Annotated in this window: 20 protein-coding genes; 14 read left to right on the top strand and 6 right to left on the bottom strand. The window is 75.7% G+C overall.

Translation table 11 applies throughout. The features are described from left to right. Positions 1-248 precede the first annotated feature (248 nt). From GNZ18_RS30265 to GNZ18_RS30220, 10 genes are read left to right on the top strand one after another with little or no spacing between them, the layout of a single operon-like run. Positions 249-1,889, top strand: a complete 1,641-nt coding sequence (locus GNZ18_RS30265; RefSeq protein WP_156220027.1) for a carbamoyltransferase family protein — start codon at positions 249-251, stop codon at positions 1,887-1,889. After that, positions 1,886-3,439: an HAD-IIIA family hydrolase gene (locus GNZ18_RS30260; RefSeq protein ID WP_156220026.1), complete on the top strand. Its 1,554-nt coding sequence runs from the start codon at positions 1,886-1,888 to the stop codon at positions 3,437-3,439. Before GNZ18_RS30265 ends, GNZ18_RS30260 begins: the two co-directional genes overlap by 4 nt. Next, positions 3,436-4,440, top strand: a complete 1,005-nt coding sequence (locus GNZ18_RS30255; RefSeq protein ID WP_156220025.1) for a glycosyltransferase family 9 protein — start codon at positions 3,436-3,438, stop codon at positions 4,438-4,440. Before GNZ18_RS30260 ends, GNZ18_RS30255 begins: the two co-directional genes overlap by 4 nt. Then, on the top strand, positions 4,437-5,432 hold the full coding sequence (locus GNZ18_RS30250) for a glycosyltransferase (RefSeq protein WP_312874845.1): 996 nt from the start codon (positions 4,437-4,439) through the stop codon (positions 5,430-5,432). Before GNZ18_RS30255 ends, GNZ18_RS30250 begins: the two co-directional genes overlap by 4 nt. Then, positions 5,429-6,658 (top strand): glycosyltransferase, encoded by a 1,230-nt coding sequence (locus GNZ18_RS30245; RefSeq protein ID WP_156220024.1) that lies wholly within the window; start codon positions 5,429-5,431, stop codon positions 6,656-6,658. Before GNZ18_RS30250 ends, GNZ18_RS30245 begins: the two co-directional genes overlap by 4 nt. Next, complete coding sequence (locus GNZ18_RS30240; RefSeq protein ID WP_156220023.1) at positions 6,655-7,275, top strand: D-sedoheptulose-7-phosphate isomerase; 621 nt, start codon at positions 6,655-6,657, stop codon at positions 7,273-7,275. Before GNZ18_RS30245 ends, GNZ18_RS30240 begins: the two co-directional genes overlap by 4 nt. After that, positions 7,272-8,669, top strand: a complete 1,398-nt coding sequence (gene rfaE2, locus GNZ18_RS30235) for a D-glycero-beta-D-manno-heptose 1-phosphate adenylyltransferase (RefSeq protein WP_312874844.1) — start codon at positions 7,272-7,274, stop codon at positions 8,667-8,669. The genes GNZ18_RS30240 and rfaE2 overlap by 4 nt, the downstream gene beginning before the upstream one ends. Beyond that, positions 8,666-9,343 (top strand): SDR family oxidoreductase, encoded by a 678-nt coding sequence (locus GNZ18_RS30230; protein ID WP_156220022.1) that lies wholly within the window; start codon positions 8,666-8,668, stop codon positions 9,341-9,343. The genes rfaE2 and GNZ18_RS30230 overlap by 4 nt, the downstream gene beginning before the upstream one ends. Continuing rightward, entirely contained in the window at positions 9,334-10,296 is a 963-nt protein-coding gene (locus tag GNZ18_RS30225) for a glycosyltransferase family 9 protein (protein WP_312874843.1), read from the top strand. Before GNZ18_RS30230 ends, GNZ18_RS30225 begins: the two co-directional genes overlap by 10 nt. Positions 10,297-10,306: 10 nt before the next feature. Continuing rightward, entirely contained in the window at positions 10,307-11,263 is a 957-nt protein-coding gene (locus GNZ18_RS30220; RefSeq protein WP_156220020.1) for an NAD-dependent epimerase/dehydratase family protein, read from the top strand. Positions 11,264-11,299: 36 nt separating this feature from the next. On the opposite strand, the gene GNZ18_RS30215 is transcribed toward GNZ18_RS30220, so the two are convergent. Both GNZ18_RS30215 and GNZ18_RS30210 read right to left on the bottom strand, forming a co-directional pair. Then, positions 11,300-11,713, bottom strand: a complete 414-nt coding sequence (locus GNZ18_RS30215; RefSeq protein ID WP_156220019.1) for a DUF2267 domain-containing protein — start codon at positions 11,711-11,713, stop codon at positions 11,300-11,302. A gap of 67 nt (positions 11,714-11,780) precedes the next feature. Then, positions 11,781-12,266: a carboxymuconolactone decarboxylase family protein gene (locus GNZ18_RS30210; protein WP_156220018.1), complete on the bottom strand. Its 486-nt coding sequence runs from the start codon at positions 12,264-12,266 to the stop codon at positions 11,781-11,783. Between the two features lie 181 nt (positions 12,267-12,447). Between GNZ18_RS30210 and GNZ18_RS30205 the strand changes: the two genes are divergently transcribed. Continuing rightward, positions 12,448-13,362: an RNA polymerase sigma-70 factor gene (locus GNZ18_RS30205; RefSeq protein ID WP_156220017.1), complete on the top strand. Its 915-nt coding sequence runs from the start codon at positions 12,448-12,450 to the stop codon at positions 13,360-13,362. On the opposite strand, the gene GNZ18_RS30200 is transcribed toward GNZ18_RS30205, so the two are convergent. Further along, a complete protein-coding gene (locus GNZ18_RS30200) occupies positions 13,359-14,222 on the bottom strand; it encodes a LysR family transcriptional regulator (protein WP_156220016.1) in 864 nt (287 codons plus the stop codon). The two genes, GNZ18_RS30205 and GNZ18_RS30200, sit on opposite strands and share 4 nt — an antisense overlap. A 71-nt stretch (positions 14,223-14,293) precedes the next feature. Here GNZ18_RS30200 and GNZ18_RS30195 point away from each other — a divergent pair, with 71 nt between their 5' ends. After that, complete coding sequence (locus tag GNZ18_RS30195; protein WP_156220015.1) at positions 14,294-15,037, top strand: SDR family oxidoreductase; 744 nt, start codon at positions 14,294-14,296, stop codon at positions 15,035-15,037. A gap of 69 nt (positions 15,038-15,106) precedes the next feature. On the opposite strand, the gene GNZ18_RS30190 is transcribed toward GNZ18_RS30195, so the two are convergent. Genes GNZ18_RS30190 through GNZ18_RS30180 form a run of 3 tightly spaced genes read right to left on the bottom strand, consistent with a single transcriptional unit; the run spans position 15,107 to position 16,323 of the window. Next, on the bottom strand, positions 15,107-15,436 hold the full coding sequence (locus GNZ18_RS30190; protein WP_156220014.1) for a helix-turn-helix domain-containing protein: 330 nt from the start codon (positions 15,434-15,436) through the stop codon (positions 15,107-15,109). Next, positions 15,433-15,807, bottom strand: a complete 375-nt coding sequence (locus GNZ18_RS30185; protein WP_214620187.1) for a type II toxin-antitoxin system RelE/ParE family toxin — start codon at positions 15,805-15,807, stop codon at positions 15,433-15,435. Before GNZ18_RS30185 ends, GNZ18_RS30190 begins: the two co-directional genes overlap by 4 nt. A gap of 60 nt (positions 15,808-15,867) precedes the next feature. Beyond that, the gene (locus GNZ18_RS30180; protein WP_214620188.1) at positions 15,868-16,323 is read right to left on the bottom strand and encodes a MarR family winged helix-turn-helix transcriptional regulator; all 456 of its coding nucleotides are present in this window, start codon (positions 16,321-16,323) and stop codon (positions 15,868-15,870) included. Positions 16,324-16,456: 133 nt separating this feature from the next. Here GNZ18_RS30180 and GNZ18_RS30175 point away from each other — a divergent pair, with 133 nt between their 5' ends. Both GNZ18_RS30175 and GNZ18_RS30170 read left to right on the top strand, forming a co-directional pair. Continuing rightward, positions 16,457-17,869, top strand: a complete 1,413-nt coding sequence (locus GNZ18_RS30175; RefSeq protein ID WP_156220013.1) for an MFS transporter — start codon at positions 16,457-16,459, stop codon at positions 17,867-17,869. A 51-nt stretch (positions 17,870-17,920) separates the two neighbouring features. Further along, positions 17,921-18,574 carry a hypothetical protein gene (locus GNZ18_RS30170; protein WP_156220012.1) on the top strand — a complete coding sequence of 218 codons (654 nt, stop codon included), beginning with the start codon at positions 17,921-17,923 and terminating at the stop codon, positions 18,572-18,574. The last annotated feature ends 26 nt before the right edge of the window (positions 18,575-18,600 follow it).

Here is an 18,600-nt window from a genome sequence, read left to right as displayed (position 1 = left end):
CGCTCCTCCTCGCCGACGAGGACCCGGGCGGCGAGCAGCGCCGACCGGGGACGGGCGTTGAGGATCCGCGCGGATCATGCGGCCTACCTGGCGCTATTTAATCCTCTTGTTGGTTTAGTCCCCTGCTTCTCGGCTATGTCCGAAATCACCTATAGGGGATTTGCAGGTCCAGTGAGACCGCCCGGAGGCCGGTGCCCGCGACGAGGGCAGCGCCCCGCCACCGAACGCTGAGCCGAGATGGGGCTCTCATGCGCGTGCTCGGAATCAATGCGATCTTCCACGACCCGGCCGCCGCCCTCGTGATCGACGGGGCCGTCGTCGCGGCGGCGGAGGAGGAGCGCTTCAGCCGCCGCAAGCACGGGAAGCGACCGGTGCCCTTCGCGGGCTGGGAGCTTCCGGAGAAGGCGGCGCGGTGGTGTCTGGAGGAGGCCGGGCTGGAGCCCGGCGACCTCGACGCCGTCGCCTACTCCTACGACCCGTCCCTGGTCGAGACCGGGCCCGACGGCCACGACGCGCAGTGGGAGGGGTTGCGGACGCTGTACGCGCGCCGCGCGCCGAACTTTCTGGCGACGGCGCTGCCGGGGCTCGACCCGGGCATCGTCCGGTTCGTCCCGCACCATGTCGCGCACGCCGCGTCGGCGGGGCTCGCGGCGCCCGCGCCCGGGGACGGCGACGTCCTGGTTCTGGACGGCCGGGGCGAGTCCCATTCGCATCTGGCCGGGACGTACGAGGACGGCGTCCTGACGACGCTGCATGCGCAGCGCCTTCCCCACTCCCTGGGGCTGATGTACGAGGATCTCACCGAACATTTGGGCTTCTTGCGCTCCAGTGACGAGTACAAGGTCATGGCGCTCGCCTCTTATGGGGAACCGCGTTTTCTGGACGAGTTGCGCGAGCACGTCACCGCCACCGGGGACGGCGGATTCACCGTCGCCCCGATCGACTGGGGCTCGCTCACCAAGGCCCGCGCGCCGGACGGCGAATGGACCCGCGACCACGCCGACCTCGCCGCCGGCGTCCAGGCGCGGCTCGAAGAGGTGCTGCTCGACCTCGCGGCCTGGCTGCACGGCCGCACCGGCTCCCGGCGGCTGATGCTCGCCGGGGGCGTGGCCCTGAACTGCGTCGCGAACTCCCGGCTGGCCGAGGCGGGGCCGTACGCCGATATCTGGGCGCAGCCCGCGGCGGGCGACGCCGGGACGGCGCTGGGCGCCGCGCTGCACGTGGCCCGGGACGGCGGCGACCCCCCGGCGGCCATGCCGGGGGCGGACCTCGGCCGACGGTGGGACGACCACGAGATCGCCGCGCGGCTCGACACCGCCAGGATCCCCTACGAGCGGCCGCGCGACCTGGCCGCGGCGGTCGCCGACGCGCTCGCGCGCGACGAGATCGTGGCGTGGTTCCAGGGCCGGTCGGAGTTCGGCCCGCGCGCGCTGGGGCACCGCTCGCTGCTCGCCCATCCCGGACACGCCGGCAACATCGAGCGGCTCAACGACGTGAAGGGGCGCGAGCAGTTCCGTCCCATCGCGCCGATGGTCGCCCTCGACCACGCCGCCGAGGTCTTCGACGGCCCGCTGCCGAGCCCGTACATGCTGTTCGTGCACCGCGTGAGGCCGGGGTGGCGGGAGCGGATCCCCGCCGTCGTGCACGTGGACGGCACCGCCCGCGTGCAGACGGTCGCCGCCGCGGACGAGCCGCTCGTGGCCCGGCTGCTGGCGGAGTTCCGCGAGCGCACGGGGCTGCCCGTCCTGGTCAACACCAGCCTGAACACCGCCGGGCGTCCGATGGCGGACGACCCGCGCGACGCGCTGGAGTGCTTCGGCTCCGCGCCCGTCGACCTGCTCGCCATCGGGCCGTACGTGGTGCGCCGCCGGGAGGTGCACGCCCGATGAGCTGCACCGTGGTGATCCCCACGATCGGCAGGGCGAGCCTGCGCGTCACCCTGGACGCGCTGCTCACGGCGCTGGAGCACGGGCCGGGACCGGCGCCGCACGAGATCATCGTGGTGGACGACCGTCCCGGGCCGGGCGCGCCGCTGCCGCTGCCGCCGTCGGCCGGGCACGGGGTCCGGGTGATCCGCTCCGGGGGCCGGGGGCCCGCCGCCGCGCGCAACGCCGGCTGGCGCGCGGCCACGACCGAGTGGGTCGCCTTCCTGGACGACGACGTGGTGCCCGAGCCGGCGTGGCCCGCCAGGCTGGCCGCCGACCTCGCCGGGCTGCCGCCGCGGGTCGCCGGGTCGCAGGGGCGGCTGACCGTCCCGCTGCCGGAGGACCGGCGGCCGACGGACTGGGAGCGCTGCACCGCCGCGCTCGCGGGCGCCGACTGGATCACCGCCGACATGGCCTACCGGCGCGGCGTGCTCGCCGCGCTCGGCGGCTTCGACGAGCGGTTCCGCCGCGCCTACCGCGAGGACGCCGACCTCGCGCTCCGCGTGCTGGACGCCGGGCACGGCCTCGTCGCGGGCGACCGGCGGCTGCGGCACCCGGTGCGCCCGGCGGGGTTCTGGGCGTCGGTGCGGGCGCAGGCCGGGAACGCCGACGACGTGCTCATGCGGCGCGTGCACGGGCCGGGCTGGCGCGAGCGGGCGGGCGAGGGCCGGGGGCTGCTCCGCCGCCACGCCGCGACCACGGCGGCCGGGCTGCTCGCGCTGGCCGCCGCGCCCGCGGCGCTGCGCGGGGGACGCGGCGGACGCGGCGCGGCCCTCTTCCTCCTCGCCGCCGGAGGCACCTGGACGGCGCTGACCGCGCGGTTCGCCTACGAGCGCATCCGGCCGGGCCCGCGGACGCCCGGGGAGACGGCGAAGATGCTGGTCACCAGCGCCGCCATCCCGCCCGCGGCGATCCGGCACCGGGCGCGGGGGCTGGCCGTCCACCGGCGGGCCCGGGCCCGGGCCCGGGGCGGGCCGCGCGTGGTGCTGTTCGACCGCGACGACACGCTGATCAGGGACGTCCCCTACAACGGCGACCCGGCGCGCGTCGAGCCCATGCCGGGCGCCCGGCGCGCCCTCGACCGGCTCCGGCGGCACGGCGTGCGGATCGGCGTCGTGTCCAACCAGTCGGGAATCGCCAAGGGCCGCGTCACCGCCGGGGACGTGCGGCGCGTCAACGCCCGCGTCGAGGAGCTCCTCGGCCGCTTCGACGTGTGGGAGCTCTGCCCGCACGACGGCGCCGACGCGTGCGGGTGCCGCAAGCCGCGCCCGGGGATGATCGAGCGGGCCGCCGAGCGGCTCGGGGCGCTGCCGTCCGACTGCGCCGTCATCGGCGACATCGGCGGCGACGTCGAGGCCGCCGCGGCGGCGGGGGCGCGCGGCATCCTCGTCCCCACCGGGCGGACCCGGCCGGCGGAGATCGCGCGGGCGGCGGAGACGGCGCCGACACTGGAGGCCGCCGTCGACCTGCTCCTCGGCGGGCGGCCCGCCGTCGTCGGAAGGCGGCGCCGATGAGGGTCCTTCTCGCACGCCAGGACAACGTCGGCGACGTGCTGCTCGCGGGGCCCGCCGTGCGCGCGGTGGCCGCCCGCGCCGACGAGGTCGTGCTGCTGTGCGGGCCGCGCGGACGCGCCGCCGCCGACCTGCTGCCGGGCGTCGACCGCGTCGTCGAGTGGTGCGCCCCGTGGATCGACCCCGACCACGTCGCCGTTGACCCCGCCGACATCGACCGGGTCATTCGCGAGCTGCGCGGGTTCGACCGGGCGCTGATCCTGACCTCGTTCCACCAGTCGCCGCTGCCGCTGGCGCTGCTGCTGCGGCTCGCCGGGACGCCCTGGATCGGCGGCATCAGCGAGGACTACCCGGGGTCGCTGCTCGACCTGCGGCACCGGCCCGACACCGACGTCCCCGAGCCGCTGCGGATGCTCGCCCTCGCCGCCGACGCCGGGTTCCCGGCCCCGGCCGACACCCGGCTGCGGGTCCGCGAGCCGCTGCCGCGCACCGACCACCTCACCGGCGGCCCCGGATACGTCGTGGTGCACCCCGGGACGTCGGTCCCGGCGCGCGCCTGGCCGCCGGAGAACTGCGCCGAGGCGGTGCGGCTGCTGGCCGCGGCCGGGAACCGGGTGGTCGTCACCGGCCACGGCGACGAGAAGGAGCTGACCGCGCTCATCGCCGGGGAGGACGGCCTCGACCTCGGCGGCCGCACCACGCTGCCGGAGCTGGCGGCGGTGCTGGCGGGCGCGCGCGCCGCCGTGGCGGGCAACACCGGGCCCGCGCACCTCGCGGCGGCCGTGGGCACCCCGGTCGTGTCGCTGTTCGCGCCGACCGTCCCGGCGGCGCGCTGGGCGCCGTTCGGCGTCCCGGTGGCGCTGCTCGGCGAGCAGGCGGCACCGTGCCGGGACAGCCGCGCCCGCGTGTGCCCCGTAAAAGGCCACCCGTGCCTCGCGGGCGTGGAGGCGGGCGAGGTCGCGGCGGCCGTCGAGTCCGTCGCCGGGGAGGTGGACGCGCGGTGAGGGTGCTGATGTGGCATGTCCACGGGTCGTGGGCGACGTCGTTCGTCCACGGGCCGCACACCACGCTCGTCCCCGCCGTCCCCGGCCGGGGACCGGACGGCAGGGGGCGCCCCGACACCTTCCACTGGCCGGACCGCGCGATCGAGGTGACGCCGGAGCGGCTCCGCGCCGAGGACGTCGACGTCGTCGTCCTCCAGCGGCCGCGCGAGCTGCGGCTGGCCGAGGAATGGCTCGGGCGCCGCCCCGGACGCGACGTCCCCGCCGCCTACGTCGAGCACGACACCCCCCGCCGGACCCCGTCCGACGTGGGCCTGCCCGAGGAGGTCGTGCCCGACAGCCGGCACTTCCTGCACGACCGCTCCGACATCACGGTCGTCCACGTCACCCATTTCAACCAGGTGTTCTGGAACTGCGGCCGGGCCCCGACCCGCGTCATCGAGCACGGGATCGCCGACCCCGGCCACCGCTACACCGGCGACATGCCGCGCGGCGGCGTGGTCATCAACGACCCGCTGCGGCGGGGGCGCGTCTGCGGCACCGACCTGCTCGCGGGGCTGGCCGCCGCGCTGCCGCTCGACCTGTTCGGCATGAACGTCACCGGCGCGCCCGGACGGCTCGGCATCGCGCCGGAGTCGCTCTGGACGTTCGAGGACCTGCCGCAGGCGCGGATGCACGAGGAGCTCGCCCGCCGCCGCGTCTACGTCCACCCCTACCGGTGGACCTCGCTCGGCCTCGCGCTGATCGAGGCCATGATGCTCGGCCTGCCGGTGGTGGCGCTCGCCACCACCGAGGCGGTCGAGGCGGTACCGCCCGAGGCCGGGGTGCTGTCCACCCGCGTCGCCGCGCTGGCGGAGGCGGCGCGGGCCCTGGCCGCCGACCCGCCGCGCGCCCGCCAGATGGGCAAGGAGGCGCGGGCGCACGCCGTCGACCGGTACGGCCTGCCGCGCTTCCTGCGCGACTGGCGGCGCACTCTCCAGGAGGCAACGCGATGAGGATAGCCATGATCTCCGAGCACGCCAGCCCGCTGGCCGCCCGCCCCGAGCCGGCGGCGCGGGGGCTCGGCGGGGCGGACGGCGGCGGGCAGAACGTGTTCGTCGCGGAGCTGGCGGGAGAGCTGGGCCGCCAGGGCCACCAGGTCACCGTCTACACGCGGCGGGACGCGCCGGACCAGCCCCGCCGCGTCCCGTTCGGGCCCGGCGTGACCGTGGAGCACGTCCCGGCGGGCCCGGCCGAACCCGTCCCCAAGGACGGCCTGCTGCCCTGGATGCACGACTTCGGGACGTGCCTGGAGCGGCGCTGGGCGGCGGATCCGCCCGACATCGCGCACGCCCACTTCTGGATGAGCGGGCTCGCCGCGCTCCAGGCGGCGCGGGCGTCCGGGGCGCGGCGCGTGCCGGTGGTGCAGACCTTCCACGCGCTCGGCACCGTCAAGCGCCGCCACCAGGGCGGCGCGGACTCCAGCCCCGCCGCGCGCCTGCGGCTGGAGCGCATGCTCGGCCGCGCCGCCGACGCCGTGATCGCCACCTGCTCCGACGAGGTCGCCGAACTGGCCGCCATGGGCGTCCCGCGCGAGCACGTCCGGGTGGTGCCGTGCGGGGTCGACCTGGACCTGCTCACGCCAGGCGGCGGCAGCGGCGGCGGCGACCGGCACCGGCTGGTGGTGCTGTCGCGGCTCGTCGAGCGCAAGGGCGTCGACACCGCGATCCGCGCCCTGGCGTCCCTTCCCGGCGCCGCGCTGACGGTCGCGGGCGGGCCGCCGCGCGGCGGCCTGGACGCCGACCCCGAGGTGGCCAGGCTGCGGGGCGTCGCGCGCGAGGCGGGCGTCGCCGACCGGGTGGAGTTCCTCGGCCGGCTCGGCCGCGCGGAGGTGCCGCCGCTGCTGCGCTCGGCGAGCGTCGTCGTCACGCTGCCCTGGTACGAGCCGTTCGGCATGGTGCCGCTGGAGGCGATGGCCTGCGGCGTCCCGGTCGTGGCGACCGCCGTCGGCGGGCACCTCGACACGGTCGTGGACGGCGGCACCGGCCTGCTCGTCCGGCCCCGCGACCCGGCGGAGGCGGCCGGGGCGATCCGGACGCTGCTGGACGAGCCGGTGCGGCGCGCCGCGCTGGGGTTCGCGGGCCGCGACCGGGCCCGCGAACGCTACTCCTGGACGCGTGTCGCCGCCGGCACGCTCGCCGCCTACGAGCACGCCGCCGCGCTGAGCGGGGTGGCGGCATGACGACGACGCGCACGAACACGCCGGGGGCGGACGCGAGGGCCGAGGCGTCCGCCGGGCACGACCGGCGGCTGGAGGCGCTCGCCGAGGCCGCGCTGCGGTTCCGCGAGCAGATCCCCACGATCGAGGGCTGGGGCCACCGGCTGGCCGGGGTGCTGCGCTCCGGCGGACGGCTGCTGGCCTGCGGCAACGGCGGCAGCGCCGCCGAGGCCCAGCATCTGACCGCCGAACTCGTCGGCCGCTTCGAGACCGGCCGGCCGCCGCTGTCGGCGATCGCGCTGCACGCCGACACCTCCTCGGTCACCGCCATCGCCAACGACTACGGCCCGGTCACGGTGTTCGAGCGGCAGGTGCAGGCGCACGGCCGCCCCGGGGACGTGCTGATCTGCCTGTCCACCAGCGGGCGCAGCCCCAACGTGATCGCGGCGGCGCACCGGGCGCGGCGGCTCGGGATGTCCGCCTGGGCGATCACCGGGCCGGGGCCGAACCCGCTCGCGCGGGCGTGCGACGGCGTGGTCACCGTCCGGGCGGGCGCGACCTCGACCGTCCAGGAGATCCACCTCGCCGCGATCCACGTGCTGTGCGGGGTGGTCGACGAGGCGCTCGGGGCGGCGCCGTGACCGCCCCGCTCGTCGTGGTCGGCGACGTCCTGCTCGACATCGACATCGTCGGCGGCAGCAGCAGGCTCTGCCCGGACGCGCCCGTGCCCGTCATCGAGCAGGCCGAGGAGCGCGCCCGTCCCGGCGGCGCGGGCCTCGCCGCGCTGCTGGCGGCGGCCGCCGGGCGCGAGGTCGTGCTCGTCACCGCGCTCGCCGACGACGAACCCGGCCGCCGGTTGCGGGCGATGCTGGAGGAGCACGTGGAGGTCGCGGCGTTCCACCTGCACGGCGGGACGCCCCGCAAGCTGCGCATCCGGTCGGGCGGCCAGTCGATCGCGCGCCTGGACACCGGGGAGGGCCGCGCGCTGGACGGGCCCGTCGGCCCGCGCGTGGCCGACGCGGTCTCCGGGGCCGGGGCCGTGCTGGTCTCCGACTACGGGCGCGGCGTCCCGCGGCACCGCGCCGTCCGGTCGCTGCTGGAGGCGCTGCCCCCGCGGGTGCCCGTCGTGTGGGACCCGCATCCGCGCGGCGAGGCGCCGGTGCCGGGCGTCCGGCTGCTCACCCCGAACTCCGAGGAGGCCGCGCGGCTCGCCGCCGCCGACGGCGCCGACATCACCGGGTCCGGGCTGTCGGCGGTCGGCCGCCGCGGCCGGCACCTCGGCCGCGCCTGGGGCGTCGAGGGCGTCGCGGTCACGCTCGGCTCCGAGGGCGCGCTGCTGTGCGACGGGTCGAGGACGCCGTTCCTCGCGCCCGCCCGCCCGGCGCGCGGCGACGCGTGCGGCGCGGGCGACAGCTTCGCCGCCGGGGCCGTCGGCGCGCTCGCCGACGGGGCCTCGCTCGCCGCGGCGGTCACCGAGGGCGTCCACCGCGCGTCGGAGTTCGTCCGGGCCGGGGCCGCCACCGCCGTCGCCGCGCGGCTCGCCGACCACGGCACCCCCCGGCTCGTCCCCGAGCGGGGCGAGGACGCGTGGGACGTCGTCGAGCGCACCCGGCGGGCGGGCGGCACCGTCGTCGCGACCGGCGGCTGCTTCGACCTGCTGCACGCGGGCCACGTCAGCATGCTGCACCAGGCGCGGCGGCTCGGCGACTGCCTGGTCGTCTGCGTCAACTCCGACGCCTCCGTCCGGCGGCGCAAGGGGCCGTCCCGGCCGGTGACGCCCGCCGCCGACCGCGTCCGCGTGCTGGAGGCGCTCAGCGACGTCGACGCCGCGGTCGTGTTCGAGGACGACACCCCCGCGCCGCTGCTGGAGCGGCTGCGCCCCGACGTCTGGGTCAAGGGCGCCGACTACGCCGGGACCACGCTGCCCGAGGCCGGGACGGTCCGGGCCCACGGCGGCGAGGTGGTCCTGCTGCCTCTGCTGGAAGGGCGCTCCACCACGCGCCTGCTGTCGACCACGAAGGGAGACGCGTCATGAAGGTCCTCATCACCGGGGGCGCCTCGGGGCTCGGCGCCGCCGTCGCACGCGCGGTCGCGGGCGGCGGGGGGCGGCCGCTCGTCCTCGACCTGCATCCCCCCAAGGACGACATCGAGCACGCGCAGGCCGACCTCGCCGACCGCGCCGCCACCGAACGCGCCGTGCACGGCCTCGCGCAGGACGCGGGCGGCCTGGACGCCGTCGTCACCGCGGCGGGCATCGACGCGTGCGGGACGCTCGGCGACGTCCCCGCCGAGGACTGGGAGCGGGTGGTCAGGGTGAACCTGCTCGGCACGGTCGCCGCCGTCCGCTCCGCGCTCCCCTACCTGGAGCACGGGCCGGGCGGGCGGGTCGTCACCGTCGCCTCCACGCTGGGGCTGAAGGCGCTGAGCGACGCGACCGCCTACTGCGCGTCCAAGTTCGGCGTCGTCGGGTTCACCCGGGCGCTGGCCGCGGAGCTGTCCGGGCGGATCGGCGTCACGATGGTCGTGCCCGGCGGCATGGACACCGCGTTCTTCGACGACCGCACCGACCAGTACAAGCCGGGCCCGGACGCCAAGCTCAACCGTCCCGAGGACGTGGCCGCGACGGTCCTGTTCGCGCTCTCCCAGCCCGCCGGATGCGAGGTGCGGGAGATGGTCGTCTGCCCGTCCGAAGAGCCGTCGTGGCCGTGACCGCCCGCGGTGACCACATGGTCGTCCTGCGGGCGCTGGGCCTCGGCGACCTGCTGACCGCCGTGCCCGCGCTGCGGGCGCTGCGGCGGGGGGCGCCGGGGACGCGGATCACGCTCGCCGCGCCGCCCGTCCTCGCCCCGCTCGCCCGCGCGACCGGCGCGGTCGACCGCGTCCTCCCGCTCGACGGCCTGGACGGCCCGGACGCCGCGCCGCCGCCCGCCGGGCCCGTGGACACCGCCGTCAACCTGCACGGGCGGGGCCCGGAGAGCCACCGGCTCCTCGCCGGGCTCGGGCCGGGCCGCCTGCTGGCGTTCGCCCGCGCCGACGCCCCGCACACCGGCGGGCCCGGCTGGGATCCGGACGAGCACGAGGTGGACCGCTGGTGCCGCCTCGTCACCGCCTACGGGTTCGACGCCGACCGCGCGGACCTGCTCCTGCCCGCGCCCGAGGCGGCGTCGCCCGCGCCGGGCGCGGTCGTGGTCCATCCGGGCGCCGCGTTCCCGGCGCGCCGCTGGCCCGCCGAGCGGTTCGCGGCCGTCGCGGCGGCGCTGGCGGACGGCGGCGCGCGGGTCGTCGTCACCGGCGGCCCGGACGAGACGTCCCTGGCCCGCCGCGTCGTCCGGCTCGCCGGGCTGCCCGAGGGCGCCGACCTCTCCGGCCGCACCCCGCTGCCGGAGCTGGCGGCGCTCGTCGCGGGCGCCCGCCTGGTGGTCTGCGGCGACACCGGCGTCGCGCACCTCGCGACCGCCCACCGCACACCGTCGGTGCTGCTGTTCGGCCCGGCGCCGCCGAGCCGGTGGGGGCCGCCGCCCGACCGGGCCGAGCACCGCGTCCTGTGGGCGGGGCGCACCGGCGACCCGCGCGGGCGCGAGCCCTGCCCCGGCCTGCTGGAGATATCCGCCGCCGAGGCCGTCGAGGCCGCGGAGAAGGCCCTGGCCCACCACGAGCCGTGAGAGGGACACCATGAGACATCCACGCGCCGTCGTCACCGGGGGATCGGGATTCCTCGGCTCGCACCTGTGCGAGGCGCTGCTCGCCCAGGGCATCTCCGTGGTGTGCCTGGACAACCTGCTGACCGGCACGTCCCGCAACATCGCGCACCTGGCCGCGCGGCGGGACTTCCGCTTCCTCAGGCACGACCTCACCGAGCCCGTGCACGTCCCCGGCAGGGTCGGCTACGTCCTGCACCTGGCCTCGGCCGCCTCCCCCGCCGACTACCTCCGCTACCCGATCCAGACCCTGGAGGTCGGCAGCCGCGGCACCCGCAACGCCCTGGACCTCGCCGAGGCCAAGGGCGCCCGGTTCGTCCTCGCCTCCACCTCCGAGGTGTACGGGGACCCGCTGGTGCACCCGCAGCCCGAGACCTACTGGGGCAACGTGAACCCGGTCGGGCCGCGCAGCGTGTACGACGAGGCGAAGCGGTTCGGCGAGGCGCTGACGTCGGCGTTCCGGCACTCCCGGGGCCTGGACGCCGCGATCGTCCGGATCTTCAACACCTACGGGCCGCGGATGCGCCCCGACGACGGCCGCGCCATCCCCACGTTCCTGCGGCAGGCCCTCACCGGCGAGGACCTCACCGTCACCGGGGACGGCTCGCAGACCCGCTCGATCTGCCACGTGGACGACACCGTCCGCGGCATCGTCGCGCTCGCGACCTCCGGCCACCCGGGGCCGGTCAACATCGGCAGCCCGTACGAGATCTCCATGGCCGACCTCGCGCGGCTGGTCATCGACCTGACCGGGTCTCCCTCGCGCGTCCGCTTCGTGGACCGCCCCGAGGACGACCCGCGCGTCCGGCGGCCCGACACGGCGCTGGCCGAGGCCGAGTTCGGCTGGCGGCCCCGCATCCAGGTCAAGGACGGCCTGCGCGGCACCATCGAGTGGTTCGCGCGGGAACTGCCGATCGCCCGTCCCGCCTGAGGGCACCGGGCCGGCGCGCCGGCCCGGTGCGGGCGGTCAGGCCGGTGGTCGGCCGTGGTGCCCGGCGGGCATCAGCTCGCGGACGTCGGGCGGGAGGGCGCCGCGCACCTTCGCGGTGATCGACCCCTGGGTGGCGTCGCCGACCACGCCGAGGACGCTCCGCGCGAGGAACGCGGCGCGCGCCTCGCTGGTGCCCGCCCGCATCGCCACGCGCTCGACGAAGTCGTGCTTGCCGAACCGCTCCCCGGTCCCCAGGCCGCCGTAGACCTCGGTGCGGCGCAGATGCTCGCCGATCTCGTGCGGCAGCTGCGCCGCCAGGTGGTCGGCGAGGCCCTCGGGGACCCGCTCCCCCAGCGTCTCCAGCGTCGCGCGGGACGCCCGTTCGGCGTCGCCCCACCCCGGGAGGCGCGCGCGGTCCTGGACCTGTCCGATGAACTCCTCGTGCCGCATGTCAGACGCTCCTTCCTGGCTAAACGCAGGGCTGCCCGGGATATCGGGCCGCTAACCCGGGCCGGGGTCAGGGGGCCATGGACGCGAACATCCCCGGCTCGTAGGAGCCCCCGGGGTTGCGGACGATCACACCCAGCCGGTTGGCGGCGTTGATCATGGCCACCAGCGAGACCAGGGCGACGGTCTGGTCGTCGTCGTAGTGCTCGCGCACCTCGGCCCAGGTGCCGTCGGACACGCCGAGGTGGGCGTCCGCGAGGCGGGTGCCCTCCTCGGCCAGGGCGAGAGCGGCGCGCTCGGCGGCGGTGAAGACCGTGGACTCGCGCCAGGCGGCCACGAGGTTCAGCCGGACGGCGGTCTCGCCCGCGGCCGCCGCGTCCTTGGAGTGGTAGTCGACGCAGAAGCCGCAGCCGTTGATCTGGCTGGCGCGGAGCATCACGAGGTCCTGGACGGTCCGGGGCAGCGGCGACTGCTGGATGGCCAGGCTCACGTTGTAGATCCGCTTGGAGATCTTCGCGCCGAGTTCGTTGGCGAGCAGGTTGATCCGGGGTTCCATGGTTCTCGTCCTCACTGGTCGTGTGCGCCGGACGCGGCGTCCGGCATGCACAGGAGATGCCGGCGGCCCCCCGCCTGTGACGGCCGAGGGATGTGACCTGCGCCACCGGCGGCGGGTGTCACACAGCGGCGGGGACCGGCGTCTTGTGCGTGTTGTGCGGGCGACGGGATAGGAGCCGGATATGGACGGGCGAGCAGAGGGCGGGCCGGGCGAGGGCCGGATGGACTCCGCCACCGAGGGGTTCGTCGCCCATCGCAACCTGCTGTTCACCGTCGCCTACGAGCTGCTCGGATCGGCGGCCGACGCCGAGGACGTGCTTCAGGAGACCTGGCTGCGGTGGATGAACGTCGACCACGGTGCCGTCCGCGACCAGCGCGCCTACCTGGTCCGGATCACGACGCGGCAGGCGCTGACGCGGTTGCGGACGCTCGTCCGGCGCAAGGAGTCCTATGTCGGGCCGTGGCTGCCCGAGCCCCTCCTGACGGCGCCCGATGTGGCGGAGGACGTCGCGCTGGCCGACAGCGTCTCGATGGCGATGCTGCTGGTGCTGGAGACGCTCGCGCCGACCGAGCGGGCGGTGTTCGTGCTCCGCGAGGTGTTCGCGCTGGACTATGCGGAGATCGCCGAGGCCGTCGGGAAGAACCAGGCGGCGGTGCGGCAGATCGCGCACCGGGCGCGGGCGCACGTCTCCGCGCGCAGGCCGCGCGAGGTGGTCTCGGCGGACCAGACGCGGGAGGCGCTGGCGGCGTTCCGGCGGGCGGTCGAGACCGGCGACCTGGGGCGGCTGCTGGACGTCCTCGCGCCCGACGTCGTCCTGCTGACCGATGGCGGCGGGGTCGTACGGGCGGCGCTCGCGCCCATCGTCGGGGCGGAGACGGTGGGCGGCGTGCTGGGCGGGATCGCGGGCACGGCGATGGAGCCCGCGCAGGTCAACGGCTATCCGGCGTTGATCCTACGGGTGGAGGGCGAGATCGACACGGTCATCGCGGTGCGGATCGAGGGGGGACGGATCTCCGGCCTGTACGCCGTCCGCAATCCGGAGAAGCTGTCATATCTGGAGCGGGAGACGGCGCTCAGCCGCGCCGACGGGGACTAGGCGGAGCATTCCAGGGCCGTCCGCACGAACCGCGCGATCGACGGCGACCGGCTGCCCGCGCGCCAGAGGGCGAGGGTCTCGTAGGGCGCCGCGTCGGGCACCGGGCGGTAGGCCACGTCCGGGCGGACGTTCCGCTCGGCGAGCGAGGACGGCACCAGCGCGACCGCCTCGCCCAGCGCGACCACCTCCAGCAGTTGCGCGCTGTCGTGCACGACGGGGCCGCTCAGCGGACGGTCCGGGTCGCCGAGCCGGTAGCCGATGTCGACGCCCGCGGCCCATCGGGGGGCCGGTTCCGCCGCCAGGTCGGCGGTGCTGAGGACGTCGCGGGAGGCCAGCCGGTGGTGCGGGGTGAGCGCGGCGACGCGCGGCTCGCTCGCCAGCGGCTCGACGTCGAGGCCGCGGCCGTCGAAGCAGGCGGCGATCGCCACGTCCGCGCGCCCGTCGCGGACCATGGCGGCCTGCTCGCCGAACCCGCTGACGACGACCTGGAGTTCGGGCGCCTCCGGCTCCGCGCGGAACCTTTCGCGGACCCGACGCAGCAGCGCCGTGGCCACCCCCGGTTTCGCGGTCACCACCAGGCCGCGCTCGGGGAGGGCGGCGCGCCGCGTCCGGCGGACGGCGAGGGCCAGGGCGTCCAGGACCGAGCGCGCCTCCTTCGCGAGGACCTCGCCGGCCGGGGTCAGCGCCAGCCGGTTCCCGGCGCGGTCGAACAGGGCGACGCCGAGGCGACGCTCCAACTGGCGCATGGCCCGCGACAGCGGCGGCTGGGCGATGCCGAGCCGCCGGGCCGCGCGGGTGAGGTTCAACTCCTCGGCGACGGCGCTGAAGTAGCGCAGCTCGCGCAGGTCCGGCTCCGGCATACCGCCAGGGTAGGGCGCCGCACCCGACGGGTCTTTCCCTTCCGGAGGGCGGGGCCGCTGAGATGGACGGCATGAACGACAACCACGTGGCGCTGGTCACCGGCGGCAACAAGGGCATCGGCAGGGAGATCGTCCGGGGCCTCGCGGAGCGGGGCCTCACCGTGTACCTGGGCGCCCGCGACCCGGAGCGCGGGCGGCGGGCCGTCGCGGAGATGCGGGCGGGCGATGTCCGGTTCGTCCAACTGGACGTGACCGACCCCCGCTCCGTCGAGGCGGCGGCCGCGACCGTCGGCGCCGAAACCGGACGGCTGGACGCGCTCGTCAACAACGCCGGGATCACGACCGAGTGGGACGTCGGGCCCGCCGAGTCCGACGCCGCGCGGCTCCGCGACACCTACGAGGTCAACGTCTTCGGCGTCGTCACGGTGACGTCCGCCTTCCTGCCGCTGCTCCGCCGCTCCGGGGCGGCGCGGATCGTCAACGTCTCCAGCGGGCTCGGCTCGCTCACGATGCTGAGCGACCCCGCGAGCCCGGTCGCGGGCCGGGCGGCGCTCGGGTACTCCTCGTCCAAGGCGGCGCTCAACGCGCTGACGCTGGTCTACGCCGCCGCCCTGCGCGCCGACGGGATCAAGGTCAACGCGGTCAGCCCCGGCATGGTGCCGACGGACCAGAACGCCGCCGCCCCCTTCCCGCGCGGCGACCGCACGACGGCCGAGGGCGCCGCCGTCCCGATCCTGCTGGCCACGCTCCCCGAAGACGGCCCCACCGGCACCTTCCGAGGCCCGGACACCCTGACCGAGACCATCCCCTGGTAACCCCGCCCCTCAGGCGCGGCAATCACCCAGCGGCCGCACCATCGACCGGGGTAAGGCGGGTCGGTGCTGTCAGGCGACCTTGATCGAGTGAGGGCCGACGCTGACGGTGACGTCCACGTGTCCGCCGAGGGCGGTGGCGTAGGCGCGGAGCGTCTCCAGCTCCATGGCTTCGAGGTCGCCGTTCTCGATCTGGGAGACGCGTGACTGCGAGACGCCGAGAATCTGGGCGACCTCGGCCTGCGTCTTGCCGATGGCCTTGCGGAGTTCCTTGAGGTGGTGGCCGGCGACATAGGCGTCCAGCTCGGCGCGGGCCCGCGCCTGGCGTTCGGGGTCGGCCAGTTCGGGGTTGCGGCGGTGCGCTTCGGCCTTGATGTCCTGCCAGCGGCGTCCGGTGCTCATCGTTGGGCCTCCTTGTGCTTGGCGGCCCGGTACTCGGCGTAGCGGGCTTCGGCCAGTGGGATCGCCTCGTCATACCAGCGTGACCACTGCCCCGCCTTGTCACCGGCCACCAGGAAGATCGCGGCACGGTCCGGATCGAAGACGAAGAGCATCCGGATCTCCGACCGGCCTCGGCTGCCGGGTCGCAGTTCCTTCAGGTTACGCAGCTCGCTGTGCTCCAGGGTGTCGACGAGCGGCCGACCGAGCGTCGGCCCGACCTCGGCCAGCCTGTCGATGGCCTGCTCGATCAGGGCCGCGGTGTCCACCTCGGACTCACACAGCTTGAGGAACCAGCTCTCGACCGGTTCGAGGAGGATGATGTTCCAGGCCACCTGACCAATATAACTTCTAGCTCATATTGGCGCGGGGTCGAACCGCCGGGCGTCCGCCCCTCAGGCGTGGGGGTCGGTCGAGACTGTGGACAGGGCCTGGACCAGGGGGGCCAGGTTTCGTTCCTCCGCCGCGATTCGCAGGCCCTCGGCCAGGGCCGCGTCGTGTACCGGGCGTGCGGCTTCCAGGGTCGCGGCGCCCTTGGCGGTCAGCTCCGTGTAGATGCCCCGGCGGTCGTCCGGGGAGAGGCAGCGTTCGAGCAGTTCCTGCTTCTCCAGGCGGGAGACGAGGCGGGTCGTGGCCGAGCGGCTCAGCGTCAGGGCCTCGGCGAGGCGGTTCATCCGCAGGCAGTGGTCGTCCTGGCGGAACAGGACGTCGAGCACGCTGTACTCGCTCACCGACAGGCCGTGCTCGCGTTGCAGCGCCCGTTCGAGCACGTCGGCGACGCACGCGTGCAGCGCGGCCAGGGTCCGCCAGCCCCGCGCGCGGGCCCGCGCGCCCTCGTCATCGACCGGCACGGTCACCCCACCCCTTGCCACAAAGTCGTTGCATGCGACACTATACGGCTAGTGCAATATGAAGCGTCTGCAATTATTTGCGACGCCTACTAGCGCTGTCCGAACGAGTCTAGTCCGAGGGGGCCGTACCGCCATGGCGAAGCAGGATCTACGGGAGGCCGCGGCGCCGCCCGGACCGGTGCGCTGGACGGTGCGGTCGTGGGTCGCGTTGCTGGTGTTCAGCGGGGTGATCCTGCTCGACGGGCTGGAGAACTCGATGATCGCCGTGGCGATCCCCGAGATCCAGCGCGAGTTCGGCATGGACGCCTCCACCGCGCAGTGGCTCACCGGCGGCTACTTCCTGACCTTCGGCGGGTTCCTGCTGCTCGGCGGGCGCTCCGCCGACCTGTTCGGACGGCGCCGGACGCTGGTGGTCGCGATGGCCGTGTTCGCCGCGCTGTCGCTGGTCGGGGCGGTCGTCGACGACGGCGCCCTGGTGATCGCCTCGCGGTTCCTCAAGGGGCTGGCCGCCGCGTTCACGGCCCCGGCAGCGATGTCGCTGCTGACGACCACCTTCCCCGAGGGGCCGCAGCGCAACCGGGCGTTCGGGATCTTCAACGTGTTCGAGGCGTCCGGCTACTCCTCCGGCCTGCTGGTCGGCGGGCTGATCGCGGCGGTGAGCTGGCGGGCCACGTTCGTGCTGCCGATCCCGCTCGCGGTGCTGATCGCGATCGGCGCGGTCCTGGTCGTCCCGAAGGACCCGCCGCGCCGCGAGCGGGTACGGCTCGACCCCGGCGGCACGCTCACCCTGGTCGGCGGGACGATGCTGCTGGTGTTCACCGTGGTCTCGGTCCCCGAGGCCGGCTGGTCCTCGCTGCCCACGCTCGCCGGTTTCGCCGTGGCGGCCGCGCTGCTGGCGGCCTTCGTCGGGGTCGAGCGCGTCGTGAAGGCGCCGCTGATCCGGCTCGGCCTCCTGCGCGACCGCTCGCTGCTGGCCGCCAACCTCAGCATCGCCCTGCTCTACGGCGCCGCGATGGGCTTCCAGTTCCTGCTCACCCAGTACCTCCAGACGCTCAACGGGTGGGAGCCGTGGCAGTTCGCGCTGGTGCTGCTGCCCGCGGGCCTGATGGTGGTCGTCATCGGCCCGAAGCTCGGCGCGATGATGGACCGGTTCGGCGTCACCACCGTCGCGATGGTCGGTCTCGTGTCGTTCGTCCCGTGCTACCTGCTGATGCTCCGCATCGGCGAGGACCCGGACCTGTGGACGGTCCTCATGCCGGTGTCGCTGCTGTGGGGCGTCGGCTTCGCGCTCACGTTCGCGTCGCTGATGGTCGCCGGGACCAGCGGCGTCCCGGACGAGGAGCAGGGCGTCGCCGCCGGGCTGCTCAACAGCTCGCTCCAGATCGGCGGCGCGTTCGGCCTGGCGATCGTCACCGCGACGATCGCGCCCGCCACCGACCTGGCGACCTACAGGCCGGGGGTGTGGGTCATCCTCGGCATCGCGGTGCTCGCGATCGCGGCGCAGGCCGTCCGCCGGGCCGCACCCGGCGGGATCTTCAACCGGTGATGACGTCCGGTTTGCCCCCCGATGGGTAGCGTCCAACCAGGGAGGTGGACGGTGTTCGGCCAGTGGAGGGCGAAGCACGCGATGTGCGTCCAGGTCGCCAAGGGCCGGGCGCGGGACGCGGCGGCCCTGCGCGAGGCGACCGACCGCTGGTACCAGGAGGTCTCGCCCGGCGCGCGGGGCTGGCTCGGCAGTACCTGCGGGGTGACCGACGACGGCGTCTACCTCGGCCTGACGCGGTTCGCGTCGCCGAAGGCGGCCCGGCGCAACGACGGGCGGCGCGAGCAGGCGCACTGGTGGGACCAGACCCGCGGTCTGTTCGAGGGCGTGGTCACGGTCGTGGAGTGCACCGACGTGGAGACGTTCGGACCCGGCGCGTCCGACGGCGAGGGATTCGACCGCGCCGGGTTCGTCCAGATCCTCCAGACGCGCGTCCGCGACCGGGAGGCGGTGCGCCCGTTCGTGCCCGAGGAGGCCGAGCGGACGCTGGCGAAGCTGCGGCCCGACATGCTCGGCGGCATGTTCTGCGTCCACCCGGACGGCATCTGCACCGGCGTCGCCTACTTCACCTCCAGGGAGGCGGCACGGGAGGGCGAGCGCACCAAGATGCCGCCGGACTACATGGCCTGGCGCGACGAGCAGATGGCGCACTTCGACGAGGACGCCGTCTTCTACGACCTGCGGGACTGCTGGCTGCTGTCGCCCTGACCGGCCGGTTCTCGCGGGCGCCGCCG

It is taken from the genome of Actinomadura litoris, assembly GCF_009733595.1.
GTDB lineage: Bacteria > Actinomycetota > Actinomycetes > Streptosporangiales > Streptosporangiaceae > Spirillospora > Spirillospora litoris.
The sequence above is the reverse complement of the archived record's forward strand: the minus strand, read 5'-3'. Positions and strand labels throughout refer to the sequence as shown.

What these genes read in the sequence shown, in the direction of transcription:
- GNZ18_RS30230 (WP_156220022.1), top strand. Translation starts at nt 8,666, where the DNA reads ATGAAGGTCCTCATCACCGGGGGCGCCTCGGGGCTCGGCGCCGCCGTC.
- GNZ18_RS30200 (WP_156220016.1), bottom strand. Translation starts at nt 14,222, where the DNA reads ATGCCGGAGCCGGACCTGCGCGAGCTGCGCTACTTCAGCGCCGTCGCC.
- GNZ18_RS30240 (WP_156220023.1), top strand. Translation starts at nt 6,655, where the DNA reads ATGACGACGACGCGCACGAACACGCCGGGGGCGGACGCGAGGGCCGAG.
- GNZ18_RS30195 (WP_156220015.1), top strand. Translation starts at nt 14,294, where the DNA reads ATGAACGACAACCACGTGGCGCTGGTCACCGGCGGCAACAAGGGCATC.
- GNZ18_RS30210 (WP_156220018.1), bottom strand. Translation starts at nt 12,266, where the DNA reads ATGGAACCCCGGATCAACCTGCTCGCCAACGAACTCGGCGCGAAGATC.
- GNZ18_RS30220 (WP_156220020.1), top strand. Translation starts at nt 10,307, where the DNA reads ATGAGACATCCACGCGCCGTCGTCACCGGGGGATCGGGATTCCTCGGC.
- GNZ18_RS30265 (WP_156220027.1), top strand. Translation starts at nt 249, where the DNA reads ATGCGCGTGCTCGGAATCAATGCGATCTTCCACGACCCGGCCGCCGCC.
- GNZ18_RS30190 (WP_156220014.1), bottom strand. Translation starts at nt 15,436, where the DNA reads ATGAGCACCGGACGCCGCTGGCAGGACATCAAGGCCGAAGCGCACCGC.
- GNZ18_RS30260 (WP_156220026.1), top strand. Translation starts at nt 1,886, where the DNA reads ATGAGCTGCACCGTGGTGATCCCCACGATCGGCAGGGCGAGCCTGCGC.
- GNZ18_RS30175 (WP_156220013.1), top strand. Translation starts at nt 16,457, where the DNA reads ATGGCGAAGCAGGATCTACGGGAGGCCGCGGCGCCGCCCGGACCGGTG.
- GNZ18_RS30205 (WP_156220017.1), top strand. Translation starts at nt 12,448, where the DNA reads ATGGACGGGCGAGCAGAGGGCGGGCCGGGCGAGGGCCGGATGGACTCC.
- GNZ18_RS30255 (WP_156220025.1), top strand. Translation starts at nt 3,436, where the DNA reads ATGAGGGTCCTTCTCGCACGCCAGGACAACGTCGGCGACGTGCTGCTC.
- GNZ18_RS30245 (WP_156220024.1), top strand. Translation starts at nt 5,429, where the DNA reads ATGAGGATAGCCATGATCTCCGAGCACGCCAGCCCGCTGGCCGCCCGC.
- GNZ18_RS30215 (WP_156220019.1), bottom strand. Translation starts at nt 11,713, where the DNA reads ATGCGGCACGAGGAGTTCATCGGACAGGTCCAGGACCGCGCGCGCCTC.